At 29.6% G+C, this 17,915-nt stretch carries 15 protein-coding genes and 1 riboswitch; all 15 genes read left to right on the top strand.

What is annotated here, in order from left to right; genetic code table 11:
- The first annotated feature begins 304 nt into the window (after nt 1-304).
- Complete coding sequence (locus BM027_RS08125) at nt 305-823, top strand: hypothetical protein (RefSeq protein WP_090090677.1); 519 nt, start codon at nt 305-307, stop codon at nt 821-823.
- A 296-nt stretch (nt 824-1,119) separates the two neighbouring features.
- On the top strand, nt 1,120-2,784 hold the full coding sequence (locus BM027_RS08130) for a B12-binding domain-containing radical SAM protein (protein ID WP_090090679.1): 1,665 nt from the start codon (nt 1,120-1,122) through the stop codon (nt 2,782-2,784).
- 208 nt (nt 2,785-2,992) lie between these two features.
- Entirely contained in the window at nt 2,993-3,319 is a 327-nt protein-coding gene (locus tag BM027_RS08135) for an ATPase (RefSeq protein ID WP_090090681.1), read from the top strand.
- A complete protein-coding gene (locus tag BM027_RS08140; protein WP_090090684.1) occupies nt 3,306-5,258 on the top strand; it encodes a V-type ATP synthase subunit I in 1,953 nt (650 codons plus the stop codon). The genes BM027_RS08135 and BM027_RS08140 overlap by 14 nt, the downstream gene beginning before the upstream one ends.
- 14 nt (nt 5,259-5,272) lie before the next feature.
- A complete protein-coding gene (locus BM027_RS08145; protein WP_090090686.1) occupies nt 5,273-5,758 on the top strand; it encodes a V-type ATP synthase subunit K in 486 nt (161 codons plus the stop codon).
- A 17-nt stretch (nt 5,759-5,775) separates the two neighbouring features.
- A complete protein-coding gene (locus BM027_RS08150) occupies nt 5,776-6,366 on the top strand; it encodes a V-type ATP synthase subunit E (RefSeq protein WP_090090688.1) in 591 nt (196 codons plus the stop codon).
- A 12-nt stretch (nt 6,367-6,378) separates the two neighbouring features.
- Nucleotides 6,379-7,380, top strand: coding sequence for a V-type ATP synthase subunit C (locus BM027_RS08155; RefSeq protein ID WP_090090690.1), 1,002 nt, complete (start codon nt 6,379-6,381; stop codon nt 7,378-7,380).
- Nucleotides 7,373-7,684 carry a V-type ATP synthase subunit F gene (locus tag BM027_RS08160; RefSeq protein ID WP_090090713.1) on the top strand — a complete coding sequence of 104 codons (312 nt, stop codon included), beginning with the start codon at nt 7,373-7,375 and terminating at the stop codon, nt 7,682-7,684. Before BM027_RS08155 ends, BM027_RS08160 begins: the two co-directional genes overlap by 8 nt.
- Nucleotides 7,685-7,701: 17 nt before the next feature.
- Entirely contained in the window at nt 7,702-9,480 is a 1,779-nt protein-coding gene (locus tag BM027_RS08165; protein WP_090090692.1) for a V-type ATP synthase subunit A, read from the top strand.
- Nucleotides 9,473-10,852 (top strand): V-type ATP synthase subunit B, encoded by a 1,380-nt coding sequence (locus tag BM027_RS08170; protein WP_090090694.1) that lies wholly within the window; start codon nt 9,473-9,475, stop codon nt 10,850-10,852. Before BM027_RS08165 ends, BM027_RS08170 begins: the two co-directional genes overlap by 8 nt.
- Nucleotides 10,853-10,855: 3 nt before the next feature.
- Nucleotides 10,856-11,497 (top strand): V-type ATP synthase subunit D, encoded by a 642-nt coding sequence (locus BM027_RS08175; RefSeq protein WP_090090696.1) that lies wholly within the window; start codon nt 10,856-10,858, stop codon nt 11,495-11,497.
- A 654-nt stretch (nt 11,498-12,151) separates the two neighbouring features.
- Nucleotides 12,152-13,114 (top strand): MraY family glycosyltransferase, encoded by a 963-nt coding sequence (locus BM027_RS08180; protein ID WP_090090698.1) that lies wholly within the window; start codon nt 12,152-12,154, stop codon nt 13,112-13,114.
- Nucleotides 13,115-13,535: 421 nt separating this feature from the next.
- A riboswitch (SAM riboswitch) is annotated at nt 13,536-13,641 on the top strand.
- Nucleotides 13,642-13,847: 206 nt separating this feature from the next.
- Nucleotides 13,848-14,309, top strand: coding sequence for an S-ribosylhomocysteine lyase (locus BM027_RS08185; protein WP_090090700.1), 462 nt, complete (start codon nt 13,848-13,850; stop codon nt 14,307-14,309).
- 4 nt (nt 14,310-14,313) lie between these two features.
- The gene (locus BM027_RS08190; RefSeq protein WP_090090715.1) at nt 14,314-14,997 is read left to right on the top strand and encodes a vitamin B12 dependent-methionine synthase activation domain-containing protein; all 684 of its coding nucleotides are present in this window, start codon (nt 14,314-14,316) and stop codon (nt 14,995-14,997) included.
- The gene (locus BM027_RS08195) at nt 14,987-17,383 is read left to right on the top strand and encodes a homocysteine S-methyltransferase family protein (protein WP_090090703.1); all 2,397 of its coding nucleotides are present in this window, start codon (nt 14,987-14,989) and stop codon (nt 17,381-17,383) included. Before BM027_RS08190 ends, BM027_RS08195 begins: the two co-directional genes overlap by 11 nt.
- Nucleotides 17,384-17,915: the final 532 nt, after the last annotated feature.

Consider the following 17,915-nt stretch of genomic DNA (forward strand, 5'->3'; position numbering starts at 1 on the left):
AATTATGATTTGTTTTTATTTACCGATTTTTAATGAAGTAAAGTTTAAAAACTAGATTACTGAAGGTTAGTAATATTAATGCAACATAATTTAAAAAAATCCAGCAGAGGAACAGTCTGATAGAGATAGTAAAACTAATAAGTTGGATATAATATTTGTAGTATAAGAATAAATTTTAGGTGTAATTATTTAAGATAAAACTTAATTTTGAATTATCTTGATTTTTCAGAATTAAGTTTCATATTTAATAATATGTATAATAATGATAAACTATATAGATAGAGAAAATATGGGGGGAGAATATATGGGGAAGACATTGGTTATTAATTTAGAGGACATTGATTTAAAGGGTGACATATTAGATGTTGGTCAAGAAAATTTTGGAGTTATATATAGTATTTCAAAAGAAATAGAAGATGAGTTATCATTAGATTATATATTTAGTGAAAATAAAAGTGAATTAAAAAGTAGTGAATATGATGCATGCACTTTTTTCTTTAATCTAAATAGATTTTGGAGTAGTATAGAAAAAGAAAAATTGATTAAAGAAGTAAGCTCTTATGTTAAAGAGAATGGGGAAATATTTATTTGGGATATTAATAAAGACAGGGGAAAAGTATTTAATAATAAGATAAAGGTTATATTACCTAACAACAGAATAAAGGAGTTTACATTTAAAAATTTAAATCCAGTTATAAGCTCTAGTATAGAAGAAGTTAAGAAAATAATTTCAAAATATTTTAATATAGAGGAAGTTAAGCTTTGGGAAGATATATTTTTCATAAGAGCTAAGAAAATAGATATGGCAATTAAGATAGAATAGTGAGCAAAAATATAAGAATATTATTTAGGCATATTCAAAAAAATAACAAGTGAGTAAGCTAGTGTATTTTATTTCATATGACTTAAGGCACATTCAAAAAATAATAGACCAGTATGCTTGTCTATTTTGCATCATACTGCGTCATTAAATCCAACTAATAGCTCGTTATTAATTGAACTTGACTCCTTGTCTGACACAAAATATACGACACATCGTTGGTCTGTTATTTTATTTCATATGCATAAATATTTTCTTTTAAATTTAAATAATTGAGGAAGCAGAGGAGAAAAATACAAATGAGAATATTACTTACAGCAATTAACTCTAAATTCATTCATAGTAATTTAGCAGTTAGATATTTAAGAAATTTTACTAAGGATATGGATTATGAACCTATAGTAAGAGAGTTTTCTATAAATGATAGGGAAGAGAAGATTTTAGAAGAAATCATTAAAGAGAAGCCAGGTGTTGTGGCTTTTTCAGTTTATATATGGAATGTAGAGATGGTTTCAAGAATATCTAATTTAATTAAAAGTGTAGATGAGAATATAGAAATATTATATGGTGGACCTGAAGTTTCATTTGATTCATCAAAATTTCTTGAAAATAATGTAGGAGAATATGTTATTGAAGGAGAAGGTGAAAAGACATATAGAGATTTTGTTTCTTTTAAACTAGGTTTAATGAAGTTAGCTGAAGTTAGAGGACTGCATTATAAAGATAAAAATACAGTTTATTCTAATGAAAAAAGACCTCTTATGTCAATGGATGAAATTTCATTTCCGTATGAAGACAATGAAGATTTAAGTAATAAGATCGTTTATTATGAGGCATCAAGAGGATGTCCATTCAACTGTAAGTACTGCCTTTCATCTACGAGTCATGGAGTTAGATTTTTAGATATCAATAGAGTGTTAAAGGAGTTAAAATATTTTATAGATAAAGAAGTTAGATTAGTTAAATTTGTTGATCGTACGTTTAACTGTAATCATAAATTTTCTATGGCGATTTGGGAATTTTTAATAAATCAAAATATAAAAACACAGTTTCATTTTGAAATATCAGCTGATATATTAAAGGATGAAGAAATAAAACTTTTAGCTAAGGCGCCAGAAGGAAGATTTCAATTTGAAGTTGGTGTTCAAACTACAAATGATGAAATCTTAAGAAATATAAATAGATTCGTTAATTTTAGTGACATAAAAGAAAAAGTTGAAGAATTAATGTCAATAAAGAACATAAAACAACATTTAGATTTAATTGCAGGATTACCAGAAGAAGACTACAATTCTTTTGTTAATTCTTTTAATGATGTCTATAAGATTAAACCTGAAGAAATACAACTTGGATTTTTGAAGCTGTTAAAAGGTTCTTCAATGAGAGAAGAAGCAGAGAAATATGGAATGAAGTTTTCTCCATATCCCCCATATGAAATATTAAGAACAGATAGTATTAGTTATGATGAAATAATAAAGCTAAAGAAAGTGGAGGAAATGGTTGATAAATATTATAACTCCAGAAAATTTAATAACATAATTGCATATTTTGAAAGAAAGTTTAAAACACCATTTGATTTCTACTATTCATTAGGAGAATTTTTTGATCAAAAAGGGTATTTTAATAAAAATATAGGAAATGTAGAATATTATAAAGTTTTTTTAGATTTTAATAATGAAATACTAAAAGATGATAATAGCATCTTAATTGAAATATTAAAGTTTAATTATTTAATATTTAATAAAAAACGTGGTTTGCCAGAATTTTTAAGAACTGGAATTACAAAAGAAGAAGAGAAAATTTTAAAAGATAATCTAAGAGATAAATATTCATTTAAAGAGTACTATTTAGAGAAGTTCTCAATTGATATTGAAACATATGTTTTATATGAAGAAATTTTAAAAAAGGACAGTTATTATTTGTTTAACAATTCTGGAGAATATATAAGTGTAAAACATAGCTAAATAGATATTATTTACATAATATAAATATAACGCTTATAAATGAACTACTTTTATGAGAATTAACCATTTTTAGTATTTATTAAGTTAAAATTCTTGAAAATATGTAAAAACAGTGTATAATAAAACAAGGGACAAAGTAATTAATACTATATAAAGTATTAATATATATAATTTTTTATATCTAAGGGTAATAAAAGGTGGTGATATTTTGGCATTAGAAGCAATTGAAGAAATTAAAAAATCAGAAGCTAAAGCAGATGAAGTTGTTAATAAGGCTACTATCGAAGCTAAAGAAATAGTTCAAAAGGCAATAAAAGATGCAGAAAAGCAATATTATGATACTTTAGCTTTAGCAAAAGAAAAGACAAATAAACTTATTGATGATGCTGTTAAAGTAGCTAATAAAAAAGCAGAGCCTATATTAAGTAAAGGCAAGCGAGAATCTGAAGATATATTAAATATGTCTAAAGAAAAAAAGAATAATGCTGTTAAACTAGTGGTTGAGAGGATAGTGAAGATTCATGGCAATAGTTAAGATGAATAAATTCACCTTGTTATCCTTTGAATCAAAAAAAGATGAACTTCTTGAAAAATTACAAGCTTTTTCAGAAGTTGAATTCATTAATCTACAAGATGAGAATATTCAAGAAAAAAATGAAGTTCTTAAAGAATTAGATAAAGATGAGATTGATTCTGAAATATCAAGGTGGCAAGAGCAATTATCAAAAGCTAAATTTGCCCTACAGTTCTTAAAGGACTATGTGCCTAAACAATCATTAATAAAGTCTTTGCGTGCAGAGAAACTTTCTTTAACAATTAAAGAACTTGAAGAAGAAGTTCTAAATAACAATTGGGAAAGCATTTATGACAAAGTTAAACAACAAGAAAACAAGTTAGCTATGTTGGATAATGAAAAGACAAAGTTACAAGGAAATGTTCAAAGTTTGAAGCCTTATGAGAATTTTAATGCTCCTTTAGGATCTTTAAATGAACTAAAAATGACTGCACAGTTTTTAGGTAGCATTGCTAATCAATATGAAGACGCTTTGAAAAATGATTTAAATGATTGTTACTTAGAAATTATATCAAAGGATAATCAAGATACTTATTTCTTTCTTTTAGCTCATGGAGATAAAAAAGAAGAAGTGGAAGAGGTACTAAGAGGGTTTGGATTTAGTCCATTTAAAACAGATGAAAAAGTACTCCCTTTAAAGTTAATTCAAGACTACAATGAAAGAATTTCTATTATTGAATCTGAAAAATTCTTGGTAAAAGAAGAATTAGCAGGATATGAAGAAGATCAAGATAGTTTGAAGTTAGCTTGCGAATATTATTACAATTTAGTAAATAGAAAAGCTATTAGTAATAATTTTTTAAAAACAGATAAGACAACCCTATTTCAAGGATGGGTACCTACTGAAAAGAATGATAGGTTTATTCAAATAGCACAAGAAGTATTAGGTGAGGATTATTACTTGAATTTTGAAGAGGTAAAAGAAGAAGAAATAGATGATGTTCCTATTAAATTAAAGAATAATGACTTGAATACTTCTTTTGAATCTGTTACAGAAATGTATAGTTTGCCTAAGTATAATGATATAGACCCAACACCACTACTTACACCATTTTATTTAGTATTCTTTGGAATGATGGTTGCAGATGCTGGATATGGGTTAGTAATGCTACTAGCAACACTTGGAGCATTGAAGTTCTTTAACTTAAATGAAGGACAAAAGAAAATGACTAAATTTTTCATGTACTTGAGTTTCCCAACAATTATGTTCGGACTAGCTTATGGATCAATCTTTGGAGATGTGATCAAGTTTAAAGGATTGATTGACACAAATGCAGACGTTATGACAATACTTGTAATATCAATTGTGTTTGGCGTAATTCAAATTTTCTTTGGATTGGGTATAAAGGCATATATGTTAATAAAAGCAGGAAAGATATTAGACGCATTTTATGATGTTGGTTCATGGGTAATTACCTTGGTTTCTATTGGAGTTTTTGGATTGAGTGGAATGTTAGGATTACCAGATGGTGCAAAGAAAATAGCAATTGGTGCTATGATTTTTGGTATGATAGTTATAGTTTTAACTCAAGGAAGAACTATGAAATCAAAAGGTGGAAAGCTTGCTCAAGGTTTATATGAATTGTATGGTATTACAAGTTATATAGGTGACTTAGTATCTTATACAAGACTTATGGCAATAGGATTATCAGGTGCATCTATTGCAGGGGCAATAAATATGATTATGAAGATGATACCAGGTATAGGATTCTTTATTGCAGCACCATTAATATTTGTATTAGGTCAAACTGTGAACTTATTATTATCTTTATTAAGTGGATACGTTCATACGTTAAGATTAACTTATGTAGAATATTTTTCAAAGTTCTATGATGGTGAAGGCAGAGCTTTTGAGCCATTTAAAACACAAAATGAATATATTAATTTAAAAAGAGAGTAGGAGGACAATTAAAAATGGATATGAGTTGGATTAAGTTTTTTTTAGAAAATAATGGAGGATTTATCTTCGGAGCACTAGGTGTTGCATTAGCAGTAGGAATGTCAGGAATAGGATCAGCAAAGGGTGTTGGAATCGTTGGTGAAGCAGCAGCTGGATTATTATCAGAACAACCAGAAAAGTTTGGTAAAGCGTTGATTCTTCAATTATTACCAGGTACACAAGGTCTTTATGGATTTGTTATTGGATTAGTTGTATTACTTAAATTAACTCCTAATACAACATTAGCACAAGGAATATATCTTTTCTTAGCATGTTTACCAATAGCTATTGCAGGTTTATGGTCAGGTATAGCTCAAGGTAAGGCAGCCGCAGCAGGTATTCAAATATTAGCTAAAAAACCAGAACATAATACTAAAGGTATGATTCTTGCAGCGATGGTTGAAACTTATGCATTATTAGGATTCGTTGTATCATTCTTATTAGTAACAAAAGTATTCTAGGATTAGGATGTGATAGAATGTCTAACATAAATAATTTAACTTCTAAGATTACAAAAGATGCAGAAGATAAAAAAGTAATAATATTATCAGAAGCTGAAGATAAGAAGAAAAACATACTTGCTAAAAAGCAAGAAGAAGCCTCTTCAGAAGAAAAAATCATTATAGAAAAGGCTGAAAGAGAAGCTGTCTCAAGACAAGAAAGAATCATTTCAAGTGCACAATTACAAGCAAGAAATGAAAAATTAACATCAAAACAAGTTATAATAAGTGAAGTTTTTGAAACAAGTGTTGAGGAACTTTGTAATATATCAAATGATGATTTTAAAGCATTTGTTAAATCAACAATATTAAATATTGATATTTCAGGAGATGAAAAATTAATATTAAATGCAGAAGGCATAAAAATAGTTGATGAAACTTTTGTATGTGAAATAAATAAAGAACTTGGATCAAAAGGTAAGTTAACTCTAAGTAAAGAAATTGCAAATTTTAAAGGTGGATTTATATTAGAGAAGGATGGCATAGAAATAAATAATACTTTTGAGGCTTTAGTTAATTCATTAAGAGACGAATTGAGTCTTGAAGTTGCAAGAGTGTTGTTTAGTTAAGGAGGTTAACTAATGGATGGAATGAAATTTATTCAAGTTATACCAAGAATTAGAGTATACGAGACAAAACTCCTTGATAAAGCAAAAATAGATAGAATGATTGATTCTAACTCTGCAAATGAAGCTCTAAAAGTGCTTCAAGAAACAGAGTATGCCAATGTTATGACAAATGTTAAGAGAGCAGAGGATTATGAAATAATATTAAGTGAAGAATTGAAGAGATTATTTCACGTAATGTATGATATAACCCCAGTAAAGTCTCTTATTGACTTAATGAGTATTAAATATGATTATCAAAATATAAAAGTAATTTTAAAAGGTATGTTTCTTAAACAAGATTTATCTTATTTATTGATACATGTTGGAACAATTGAAGTTTCAAAATTAAAGTATTTAATAGAAAATAATGACATACAAGATTTATCTCCGCTTATGAGAGAAGCAACAGAAGAAGCAATTAATAACTTTGAAACTACTAAAGATCCTCAAATCATTGATATTATATTAGATAAATATATGTTTAAAGCATTAATACAAATTAAGAATGAAATAAAAGATGGCTTTGTTGATAAATATGTAGCAGCAATTATTGACTCTACAAATTTAAAAACTCTTTTAAGAGTAAAAAAGCAAAACAAAGGCAGAGAATTCTTTGCTTCAGTTATTATTGAAGGAGGTTCTTTAGATAAAGATAGGTTATTAGCACTGTTAAATGATGCAGTTGAAAATATATCTACTAAACTTTCTTATACAGATTATGCTGAGTTTATTAAGAGTGGTATAGAATATTACACTAAGACAGGCTCAGTAAGTTTATTAGAAAAGTTAGTTGATAACTTTATTATGAATATGATGAAGGACGCTAAGATAATACCTTTTGGTGTGGAACCTGTATTAGCTTATGTTTATGCTAAAGAAACAGAAATTAAAATTATAAGAATTATAATGGTTGGCAAACTCAATAATATCTCTGCGGAAGTAGTAAGGGAAAGGCTGCGTGATATCTATGTATAAGAAAATAGGAGTAGTTGGAGATAAAGATTCAGTTTTAGCTTTTAAAGCTTTAGGCATAGATGTTTTTCCAGTAGTTGAAATGGATGAGGCCAGAAAAACTGTTGATAGATTAGCTATGAATAATTACGCAGTTATCTTTGTAACTGAACAAGTTGCTCAAGGTATAGAAGAAACAATTGAAAGATATACTAGAGAAGTACTTCCTGCTGTAATATTAATTCCGAGCAATCAAGGAACATTAAATATAGGTATGCAAAGAATCAGCGATAACGTAGAAAAAGCTGTAGGCGTTAATATTTTATAGGAAGGAAGGTTGGTAAGGTGAAGACCGGAAAGATAATTAAAGTTTCAGGACCTTTAGTAGTTGCTGAAGGTATGGATGAAGCTAATATATATGACGTTTGTAAGGTTGGACAAAGTGGACTTATTGGAGAAATCATTGAAATGAGAGGCGATAAGGCATCAATCCAAGTATATGAAGAAACATCAGGTATAGGACCTGGAGATCCAGTTGTTACAACTGGAGAACCACTAAGTGTTGAACTTGGACCAGGACTTATAGAATCAATGTTTGATGGAATTCAAAGACCATTAGATGCATTTATGGAGGCTGCGAAGTCTAGCTTTTTAACAAAAGGTGTATCAGTTCCATCATTAAATAGAACTAAAAAATGGGAATTTAAGCCAGTTGCTAAAGTTGGAGACATTGTAGCACAAGGGGATGTAATAGGAACAGTTCAAGAAACAACAGTTGTTGAGCAAAAGATAATGGTGCCTTTTGGAGTAGAAGGTACAATTAAAGATATTAAAGCAGGAGAATTCACAGTTGCTGAAACAGTTTGTATAATTGAAACGGCTAAAGGTGATAAAGAAGTTACTTTAATGCAAAAATGGCCAGTAAGAAAAGGAAGACCATATGCATCAAAACTTAATCCAATAGAACCAATGCTTACAGGACAAAGAGTTATAGATACATTTTTCCCAGTTGCTAAAGGTGGAGCAGCTGCAGTACCAGGTCCATTCGGAGCTGGTAAGACAGTAGTTCAACATCAAATAGCTAAATGGGGAGATGCTGAAATAGTTGTTTATGTTGGCTGTGGGGAACGTGGTAATGAAATGACTGACGTTCTAAATGAATTTCCAGAACTTAAAGATCCTAAAACTGGAGAAAGCATAATGAAGAGAACAGTACTTATTGCCAATACATCAAATATGCCAGTTGCAGCTAGAGAAGCTTCAATATACACTGGTATTACAATTGCAGAGTACTTTAGAGATATGGGATACTCAGTATCAATTATGGCTGATTCAACTTCAAGATGGGCAGAAGCTTTAAGAGAAATGTCTGGTAGACTTGAGGAAATGCCTGGTGATGAAGGTTACCCAGCTTACCTTGGATCAAGACTTGCTGATTATTATGAAAGAGCTGGTAAGGTTGTATGTTTAGGTAAAGATGGAAGACAAGGAGCAATAACAGCAATTGGTGCAGTATCACCTCCAGGAGGAGATATTTCAGAACCAGTTACACAATCAACACTTAGAATTGTTAAAGTGTTCTGGGGACTAGATGCTCAGCTTGCTTATCAAAGACATTTCCCAGCTATTCACTGGTTAAACTCATATTCATTATATGCAGATAGTGTTGATGCTTGGATGAATGAAAATATTGCAGAGGATTGGTCAGTATTAAGATTAGAAGCTATGACTTTACTTCAAGAAGAATCTAGTTTACAAGAAATTGTAAGACTTGTTGGTGTGGATGCACTTTCAGAAAAAGATAGATTAAAACTTGATGTTGCTAAGTCAATTAGAGAAGATTATCTTCAACAAAATGGTTTCCATGAAATTGATACTTATACTTCACTTAAAAAGCAATATAAGATGTTAAAACTTATAATTGAATATAAGAGAGAAGCTCAAAAAGCATTAGAAGCAGGGGTTTACTTAAGTGAAATTCTAGCTCTTGAAGACTTAAAGGATAGAATTGCAAGAAGTAAGTATATACATGAAGATGAATTAGAAAAAATTGATCAAATAAATGTTGACCTAAAAGCTGAAATTAGTAAATTAATCAGCAAAGGAGGGGTAGCAAATGCTTAAAGAATACAGAACAGTTACTGAAGTTGTTGGCCCTTTGATGGTCGTTGAAGGTGTTGAAGGCGTTAAATATGACGAACTAGTTGAAATAGAACTTCAAACTGGAGAGAAAAGAAGAGGTAAGGTTCTAGAAGTTAATGGATCAAAAGCTATGGTTCAAATCTTCGAAGGATCTACTGGTATAAACTTAAAAGGAACTAAAGCTAAATTCTTGGGTAGACCTCTTGAAATAGGTGTATCAGAAGATATGTTAGGTAGAGTCTTTGATGGTATGGGCAGAGCAAATGACAAAGGTCCAGATATAATACCAGAAAAAAGATTAGATATAAATGGTGAAGCTATTAATCCAGTTGCTAGAGATTTCCCATCAGAATTCATTCAAACAGGTATCTCAGCTATTGATGGACTTAATACACTAGTTAGAGGACAAAAATTACCAGTGTTCTCAGCATCAGGACTTCCTCATGCACAACTAGCAGCACAAATTGCAAGACAAGCGAAGGTTCTTAATTCAGATTCTAAGTTTGCTATTGTATTTGCAGCTATAGGTATCACTTTCGAAGAAGCTCAGTTCTTCGTTGATGAATTTAAAGCAACTGGAGCTATAGATAGATCAGTTCTATTTATGAATCTTGCATCAGACCCAGCTATTGAAAGAATAGCTACTCCAAGAATGGCATTAACTACAGCTGAATACCTAGCTTATGAAAAAGGAATGCAAGTTCTTGTTATTATGACTGATATTACAAACTATGCAGAAGCATTAAGAGAAATATCAGCAGCTAGAAAAGAAGTTCCAGGTAGAAGAGGATATCCAGGTTATCTTTATACTGACCTTTCAACATTATATGAAAGAGCAGGAAGATTAAAAGGTAAAGAGGGTTCTATAACTCAAATTCCTATACTTACAATGCCTGAAGATGATAAGACTCATCCAATTCCAGACTTAACTGGATATATTACAGAAGGTCAAATTATACTATCAAGAGAATTATATAAAAAAGGTATAATGCCACCTATTGATGTATTACCATCACTTTCAAGACTTAAAGATAAGGGTATTGGTAAAGGAAAGACTAGGGAAGATCATGCAGATACTATGAACCAATTATTTGCAGCATATGCTCAAGGTAAGCAAGCCAAAGAATTATCAGCAATCTTAGGCGAATCTGCTTTATCAGATACTGATAAAAAGCTTGCTAAGTTTGCAGAAGCTTTTGAAGATGAATATGTATCACAAGGCTTTAATACAAATAGAACAATTGAAGAAACTCTAAACTTAGGTTGGAAGCTATTAAAGATGCTTCCAAGAACAGAGCTTAAGAGAATCAGAGACGAATACCTTGAGAAATACATGCCAAGAGAGGAAGAGTAGTCTATGGCAAAGCTAAATGTCAATCCTACTAGAATGGAGCTCTCTAAACTTAAGAAAAGATTATCAACTTCAACAAGAAGTCATAAGCTTTTAAAAGATAAACAAGATGAATTAATGAGACAATTCATTAACCTTGTTAAATATAATAATAACTTAAGAAAAGAAGTTGAAGAACAACTACAAGGTTCTTTAAGAGATTTTGTTATGGCAAGAGCTGTAATGAGCTCAGAATTCTTAGAAGAAGCTATAGTTTATCCTAAAGAGCATATTTCAGTTGAAGTAGGAGAAAAAAACATTATGAGTGTATCTGTTCCTGTAATGAACTTCAAGAGAGAACTTGAAGGAGATGAAGGAAGTATATACCCTTATGGATTTGCAAACACTTCTTCAGAACTTGATGATACGCTTACTAAGCTTTATGGAATACTTCCAAAGTTGTTAGAACTTGCAGAAGTAGAGAAGTCATGTCAGCTTATGGCAGACGAAATTGAAAAGACTAGAAGAAGAGTTAATGCTCTTGAATATATGACAATTCCTCAACTTCAAGAGACAATAAAGTATATTAGAATGAAGCTTGATGAAAATGAAAGATCTGCTATAACTAGATTAATGAAAGTTAAGAGCATGATTGAACAAAGAGGCTAGTTTGAAAAATTGTGCACTACTTTAAGGGGAGTGCACAAAAACCGAAAAAAGGCAAATTATTGTTCATGTTACTGAGAATTTTCTTGGATGTTTCTAACATTATAAGAAGTCCTAAAACTACATGTTTCAAATATAAAATTTGGACAAGTAATTTTAGGACAACTTATAATGAAGAAACAGTCCAAGAAAATTCTCTGAAGTAACATTCCACAATAATTTGCCTTTTTTCTCTGTTTGATGATAATTTCTAAATTGAAAAAATATGTTACTTAATTACCAATATTCAAAATTAATGATATGATTGTCATAAAACATGACTATGTTTTAGATCAATGTTTAAAATAATTATGCTATAACAATTATAAAATAAAAATATAATCTAATAAACAATATTGTCCTAGTTCTTTTTGTTTTTCACACTAAATTTAAAATTCTTGAAAACTAAGCATATATTTTTTCTTTTGATTTGTTACGCAATAACTTTTAAGCTTGTTCAATAAGCTTAACAATTTTGTAATTGCTATTGAGTTCCTTTAATAGTATAATTAAGCATGAATAATTTTGACTAATATTTCAGTTTAAGCAGAAGTTTTTGTAATAAACTTCATTTAAAGCAAAGTAATAGTTTTATATAACTAAGGAGTAGAGAAAAATATGCAATATATATTAGCGATGGGAGTATCACTCTTATTGGCAGCATTTGTTATGCCAGTAGTGATGAAACTAGCTATCAAATTACAATTTACAGACAAACCTACGAAGAGGAAACAGCACAAAAAAGAAACTCCATTATGTGGAGGAGTTGTAATATACATAGGCTTTTTTGTTTCCTATTTTTTATTCATAAAAAGTGAGAATCCACAACAACACCAACAACAAATTGTGGTGTTTATATCAGCAACGCTTATCCTATTAATAGGACTTATAGATGATTATTATAAAACTAGATTAAAAGAGTTTCCTATATTTCCAAGATTGGTTGTTCAATTATTAGCAGCAATTCTTGTTTTTAATGCAGGAATAGGATTTATGGGATTTACGAACCCATTTACAGGAGAATTTGTAGTACTTAGCAAAACAATACAGTTTTTTTTAACAATAACATGGATTTTTGGAGTTACTACTGTAATAAATTGGTCTGATGGTATGGATGGTTTAGCAGGTGGAATTTCACTTATTTCAGCAATAACATTTTTTGCAGCAGCAATAATTTTAAAGCAAAATATATCTGCGCTAACATCTATAATGTTGGTTGGAGCAATATTAGGATTTTTGTATTACAATAGATATCCAGCAAAAGTATTTATGGGGGATTCAGGAGCTAATCTATTAGGATTTATACTAAGTATCACGGCACTAGACGGTGCATTTAAACAAGCTACTGTACTGAGTTTATTTATTCCAATATTAGCTTTAGCAGTACCTATTTTTGATAATTTATTTGTAATATTTAAGAGGTTTTCTGAAGGAAAGCCTGTTTATCAAGCTGATAGAAGTCAAATACATTTTAGATTAGAAGAAAAGGGATTTACACCTAAACAAGTTGTTAATTATATAATGATAATAAGTTTAATTTTTAGTGCCTTTTCAATAATACTTTTACTTACTAAAATATAATAAAAATAGCAATTAAATATTTAGGCACATTCAAAAAAATAATAGACTAGTATGCTTGTCTATTTTGAGTCATAAGGAAGCTCGACTCGTATACACTCGCTGAGTAAGTGATTTACACAAAATCATTTTTCAATGAGGTTAACGCACTTTGGTTGTTAACTAAGTTCGAGAAATCAAATGTAAAATGCTCACAGAGAAAGTTTGAGCAACTAAATATAAAATTTGGACTCTCATTTTTGGACTCTTACGTATCTACTCACGTCGGCAAATTCAGCTAATAGCCCGTTATTAACTGAACTTGCCTCATTGCCATTGTACCAAACATACGACGCATATTTGGTCTATTATTTCCTTTCATGTGTCTTATTATTATAGAACTTTACAAATTATATATATTAAGATATAATTAATTAAAAATATTGACTTATCAAGAGAGGTGGAGGGACTGGCCCGTTGAAACCCAGCAACCAATATATTATCATATATGTGGTGCTAAATCCTGCAGTAGAAGAACTGATAGATAAGGTGTTTTATACGGTAATTAGGCCTAAAAGAAATACTTTTAGGCTTTTTTTATATATATAAAATTATAACAACAGATATGTTTGAAATTAAGAATGAGTAAGCAATAAACAATTAGATAATAAAACTCATTAGAAGTTTTATTAATAATTGTAAATTGTACATTATCAATTAAAACATTCTAATAAGTATATGTGGAGGTATTATAAATATGGAAAATAAAAATGTAGAAAGTTTTGAATTAGATCACACTAAGGTTAAAGCACCTTATGTTAGAAGATGTTGTGTGCTTGATGGACCCAAAGGAGACAAGGTTACTAAATTTGACTTGAGATTTTTACAACCTAATTATGAAGCATTTGGAACAGCTGCGATGCATGGATTAGAACATCTTTTGGCACATGAACTTAGAAATCATATAGATGGAGTAATAGATTTATCACCAATGGGATGCAGAACTGGTTTTTATCTTTCAGTATGGGGAGAAAGAGAAGCTAAAGAAATAAAAGAAGCTTTAGAAAAATCATTAAATATAATCTTAGATGCTAGTGAAATGCCAGCAGCAAATGAAATCCAATGTGGTAATTATAGAGACTTATCATTATTTGGAGCAAAGGAATATACAAAAAATGCGTTGAAAAAAGGATTTTCTTTAGATATTTATGAAAAATAGATATATGCAAGAAATTTTACTTGATATAAATGAACAAGAAGTATTAAGATATTTAGGACATAAAGGGCAAGTAGTAGATGAGTCAATAAGAGTTATGTTAAATGAGTGTAGAGAAGAAATTAAAACCTTAATTACTCCACGATTTGTATATAATTACAATAATATTAAATTATTAGAAAGTGGAGTAGAAGTTGAAGGAACCAGTCTTTTTTTAATTGGAAATGATATAAAAGAGCACTTAAAAAATTCAAAAGAGTGTGTTCTAATGGCAGTAACCTTAGGAAATGAAATAGAAAAAAAGACTAGATTATATGAAAAAACCAATTTGACAAAGGCACTAATCTTAGATGCTTGTGCAACAACAGCAGTAGAAGAAGTATGTGACTATGTTGAAGATATAATAAGAAAAGAAGCTAATTTAAAAGATAAGGGTATAACTTTTAGGTATAGTCCTGGATATGGAGATTTACCTTTAGATATACAAAATAATTTTCTAAGAGCATTAGATGCACAAAAAAAGATAGGGCTTACAGTATCTTCTCACGATTTATTATTTCCTAGGAAATCTGTAACAGCGATTATAGGAATTGTAAATAAAGAAGTTAAAGTTAAAAAGAAAAGTTGTAGTGAATGTAGTAATTATAGCAATTGCAAATTCAGAAGAGAGGGCGAGACATGTGGGGCTTAAAGAGTATATTGAAGAGAATATATTAGTATTTGATGGGGCAATGGGAACTATGTTACAAAAGAAAGGATTAAAACTAGGAGAAAATCCAGAACTTTTAAACATAGAAAAACCAGAAATAATAGAAGAAATTCATAAAGAATATATAGATAGTGGTGCAAATGTAATTACAACTAATACATTTGGTGCTAATGAGTTAAAACTTAAACTTTGTAATTTAGAAGTAGAAGAAACGATAGATAGTGCAATAAAGATTGCTAAAAAAGCAAGAGGAGAAAAGCCAGTTTATATAGCATTAGACATTGGACCTATAGGAGAACTTTTAGAACCTATGGGAACCTTGAGTTTTGATTATGCATATGAAATATTTAAACGTCAGGTACTGCAAGGTGCTAAATCGGGAGCAGATGTAATACTAATTGAAACCATGACTGATTTATATGAAATGAAAGCAGCAGTACTTGCAGTAAAAGAAAATTCAGATTTGCCTGTATTTTGTACAATGACTTTTGAAGAAAATAGAAGAACATTTACTGGATGTTCTCCAGAAGCTATGTCATTAGTACTTGAGGGGCTAGGTGTAGATGCTATTGGTGTAAATTGTTCAGTAGGTCCAAGACAATTAGTTGGCATTGTAAGCGAAATTGCACAATGTACAAATCTTCCTATAATGGTACAACCTAATGCAGGATTACCAACATTATCAATAGGAGATAAAACTACTTATGATATAACAAAAGAAGAATTTGCTACAGCATTAGTAGAATTTGTTGATTTAGGCGTTAGAATAGTTGGAGGATGTTGTGGAACTACACCAGATTACATAGAAGAAGTATGTAAAAGGGTAAAGAATAAATCTATAATAAAAACTAAAAATAAACCTTATGCTGCAATTTGCACTCCATCAAAGGTAGTTAGAATAGATGGGGTTAGAATTATAGGCGAGAGAATAAATCCAACAGGAAAGAAGTTATTTAAAGAAGCATTAAAGAATGAAGATATAGATTATATATTAAAGCAAGCAGTTTCACAGGTTGAAGCAGGAGCACATATACTTGATGTGAATGTTGGATTACCTGAAATTAATGAAGAAGAAATGATGATTAAAGTAATTAAGGAAATACAAGGGATAATGGATATTCCTCTTCAAATAGATTCTTCAGATCATAAGGCTATAGAAGCTGGACTTAGGTATTATAACGGAAAGCCTATATTAAATTCTGTAAATGGAGAAGATAAAGTTCTAAATAAGATATTACCTTTAGTTAAAAAATATGGAGCAAGCGTAGTCGGGTTAACATTAGATGAAAGAGGGATTCCAAATACTGCAGAAGATAGGTATAAAATAGCAAAAAAGATTGTAGATAAAGCTATACAATATGGGATAAAAAAAGAAGATGTATATATTGATTGTTTAGTTCTTACAGCATCAGCTCAACAAAAGGAAGTTCAAGAAACCTTAAAAACATTAAGACTTGTAAAAGAAAATTTAGGAGTTAAAACAGTATTAGGTGTTTCTAATATATCATTTGGGCTTCCGAATAGAGAATTAATAAATGAAACTTTCTTAGCACTAGCTTTAGCAAATGGATTAGATTTACCAATAATGAATCCAAATGCAAATGGAATGATCAGAGTAATTGATTCTTATAATGTTTTATATAATTATGATAAGGATGCAGAAATTTATATTAAAAACTATGCAGGAGTAACAATAAATGTAACTTCCGGTAATCAAAACAAAATTAATAATATTAATACTGATGAACAAAATGGTTTAAAGTATATTGTTATTAAAGGGTTAAGAGAAGAAGCAAAGGATGCTACCTTAAAGCTTTTAAAGGAAAAAAAAGAACTTGAAATAGTAAATGAATATTTGATTCCTGCATTAGATGAAGTTGGAGAAAAGTATGAAAAAGGGGAAATTTTTCTACCACAATTAATTCAAGCAGCTGAAACTGTAAAAAATGCATTTGATGTGTTAAAGAAACAAATATCTAAAAATAATTCACAAACAATATCAAAAGGAAAAATAGTTTTAGCAACTGTAAAAGGTGATATTCATGATATAGGAAAGAATATAGTAAAGGTGATTCTTGAAAATTATGGATATGAAATTATAGATTTAGGAAAAGATGTGCCAATTGAAGCAGTAGTTAAAGAAGCTAATAAGCATTCTGTATCTTTAGTTGGATTAAGTGCATTAATGACAACAACTTTAAAAAGTATGGAAGAAACTATAAAAGCCTTAAAAGAAGATGGATACAAAGGAAAAGTTTTTGTGGGTGGTGCAGTACTTACAGAAGATTATGCTATGAAGATAGGTGCTGATTACTATGCAAAAGATGCAAAAGAATCAGTAGAAATTGCAAAAACCATACTTGGATAGAATAAAAATATAATAATACAAAATGGCTTTGTTTAAAAACCGTGTTGATATTGTTATATAAAGCTCATAGACGATGAAATTTACTTTAAGAACTCTAAAATGAATATTAGTCCTATTAATGCATGTTCCCAATCAAAGATTGTGACAAGCAATTAATAGGACTAATATTTAAGGAAACTCGACTCATGTACATTCGCTGAGTAAGTTCAAAAACAAAATATAAAATTTTGATTTTCACTTAAGAGTTCTACAAAGCAAATTTCAATGCCAGTTCACTATTATATAAACAATATCAACACTATAATAAAACAAAGAGTAAAAATAAAAGAGGGATGATTGGCTCCATATGCTAAAGCTGAGTTTATGGAGCCAATCATTTCTCTTTTTTATATTCCTTAATTTAGGTATCTTTAAAAGTTTGAGGGACTCTAGATAGCTTTGTGTTATTAACACATTTATCATTAAAATATTACTGGAAATTTTGTTTTCTGGTAATATTTTTTTATTTTTAGTAAATACTAAAAATATGTTT

The organism is Clostridium uliginosum (genome assembly GCF_900112485.1).
In the GTDB taxonomy this organism is placed as follows: domain Bacteria; phylum Bacillota; class Clostridia; order Clostridiales; family Clostridiaceae; genus Clostridium; species Clostridium uliginosum.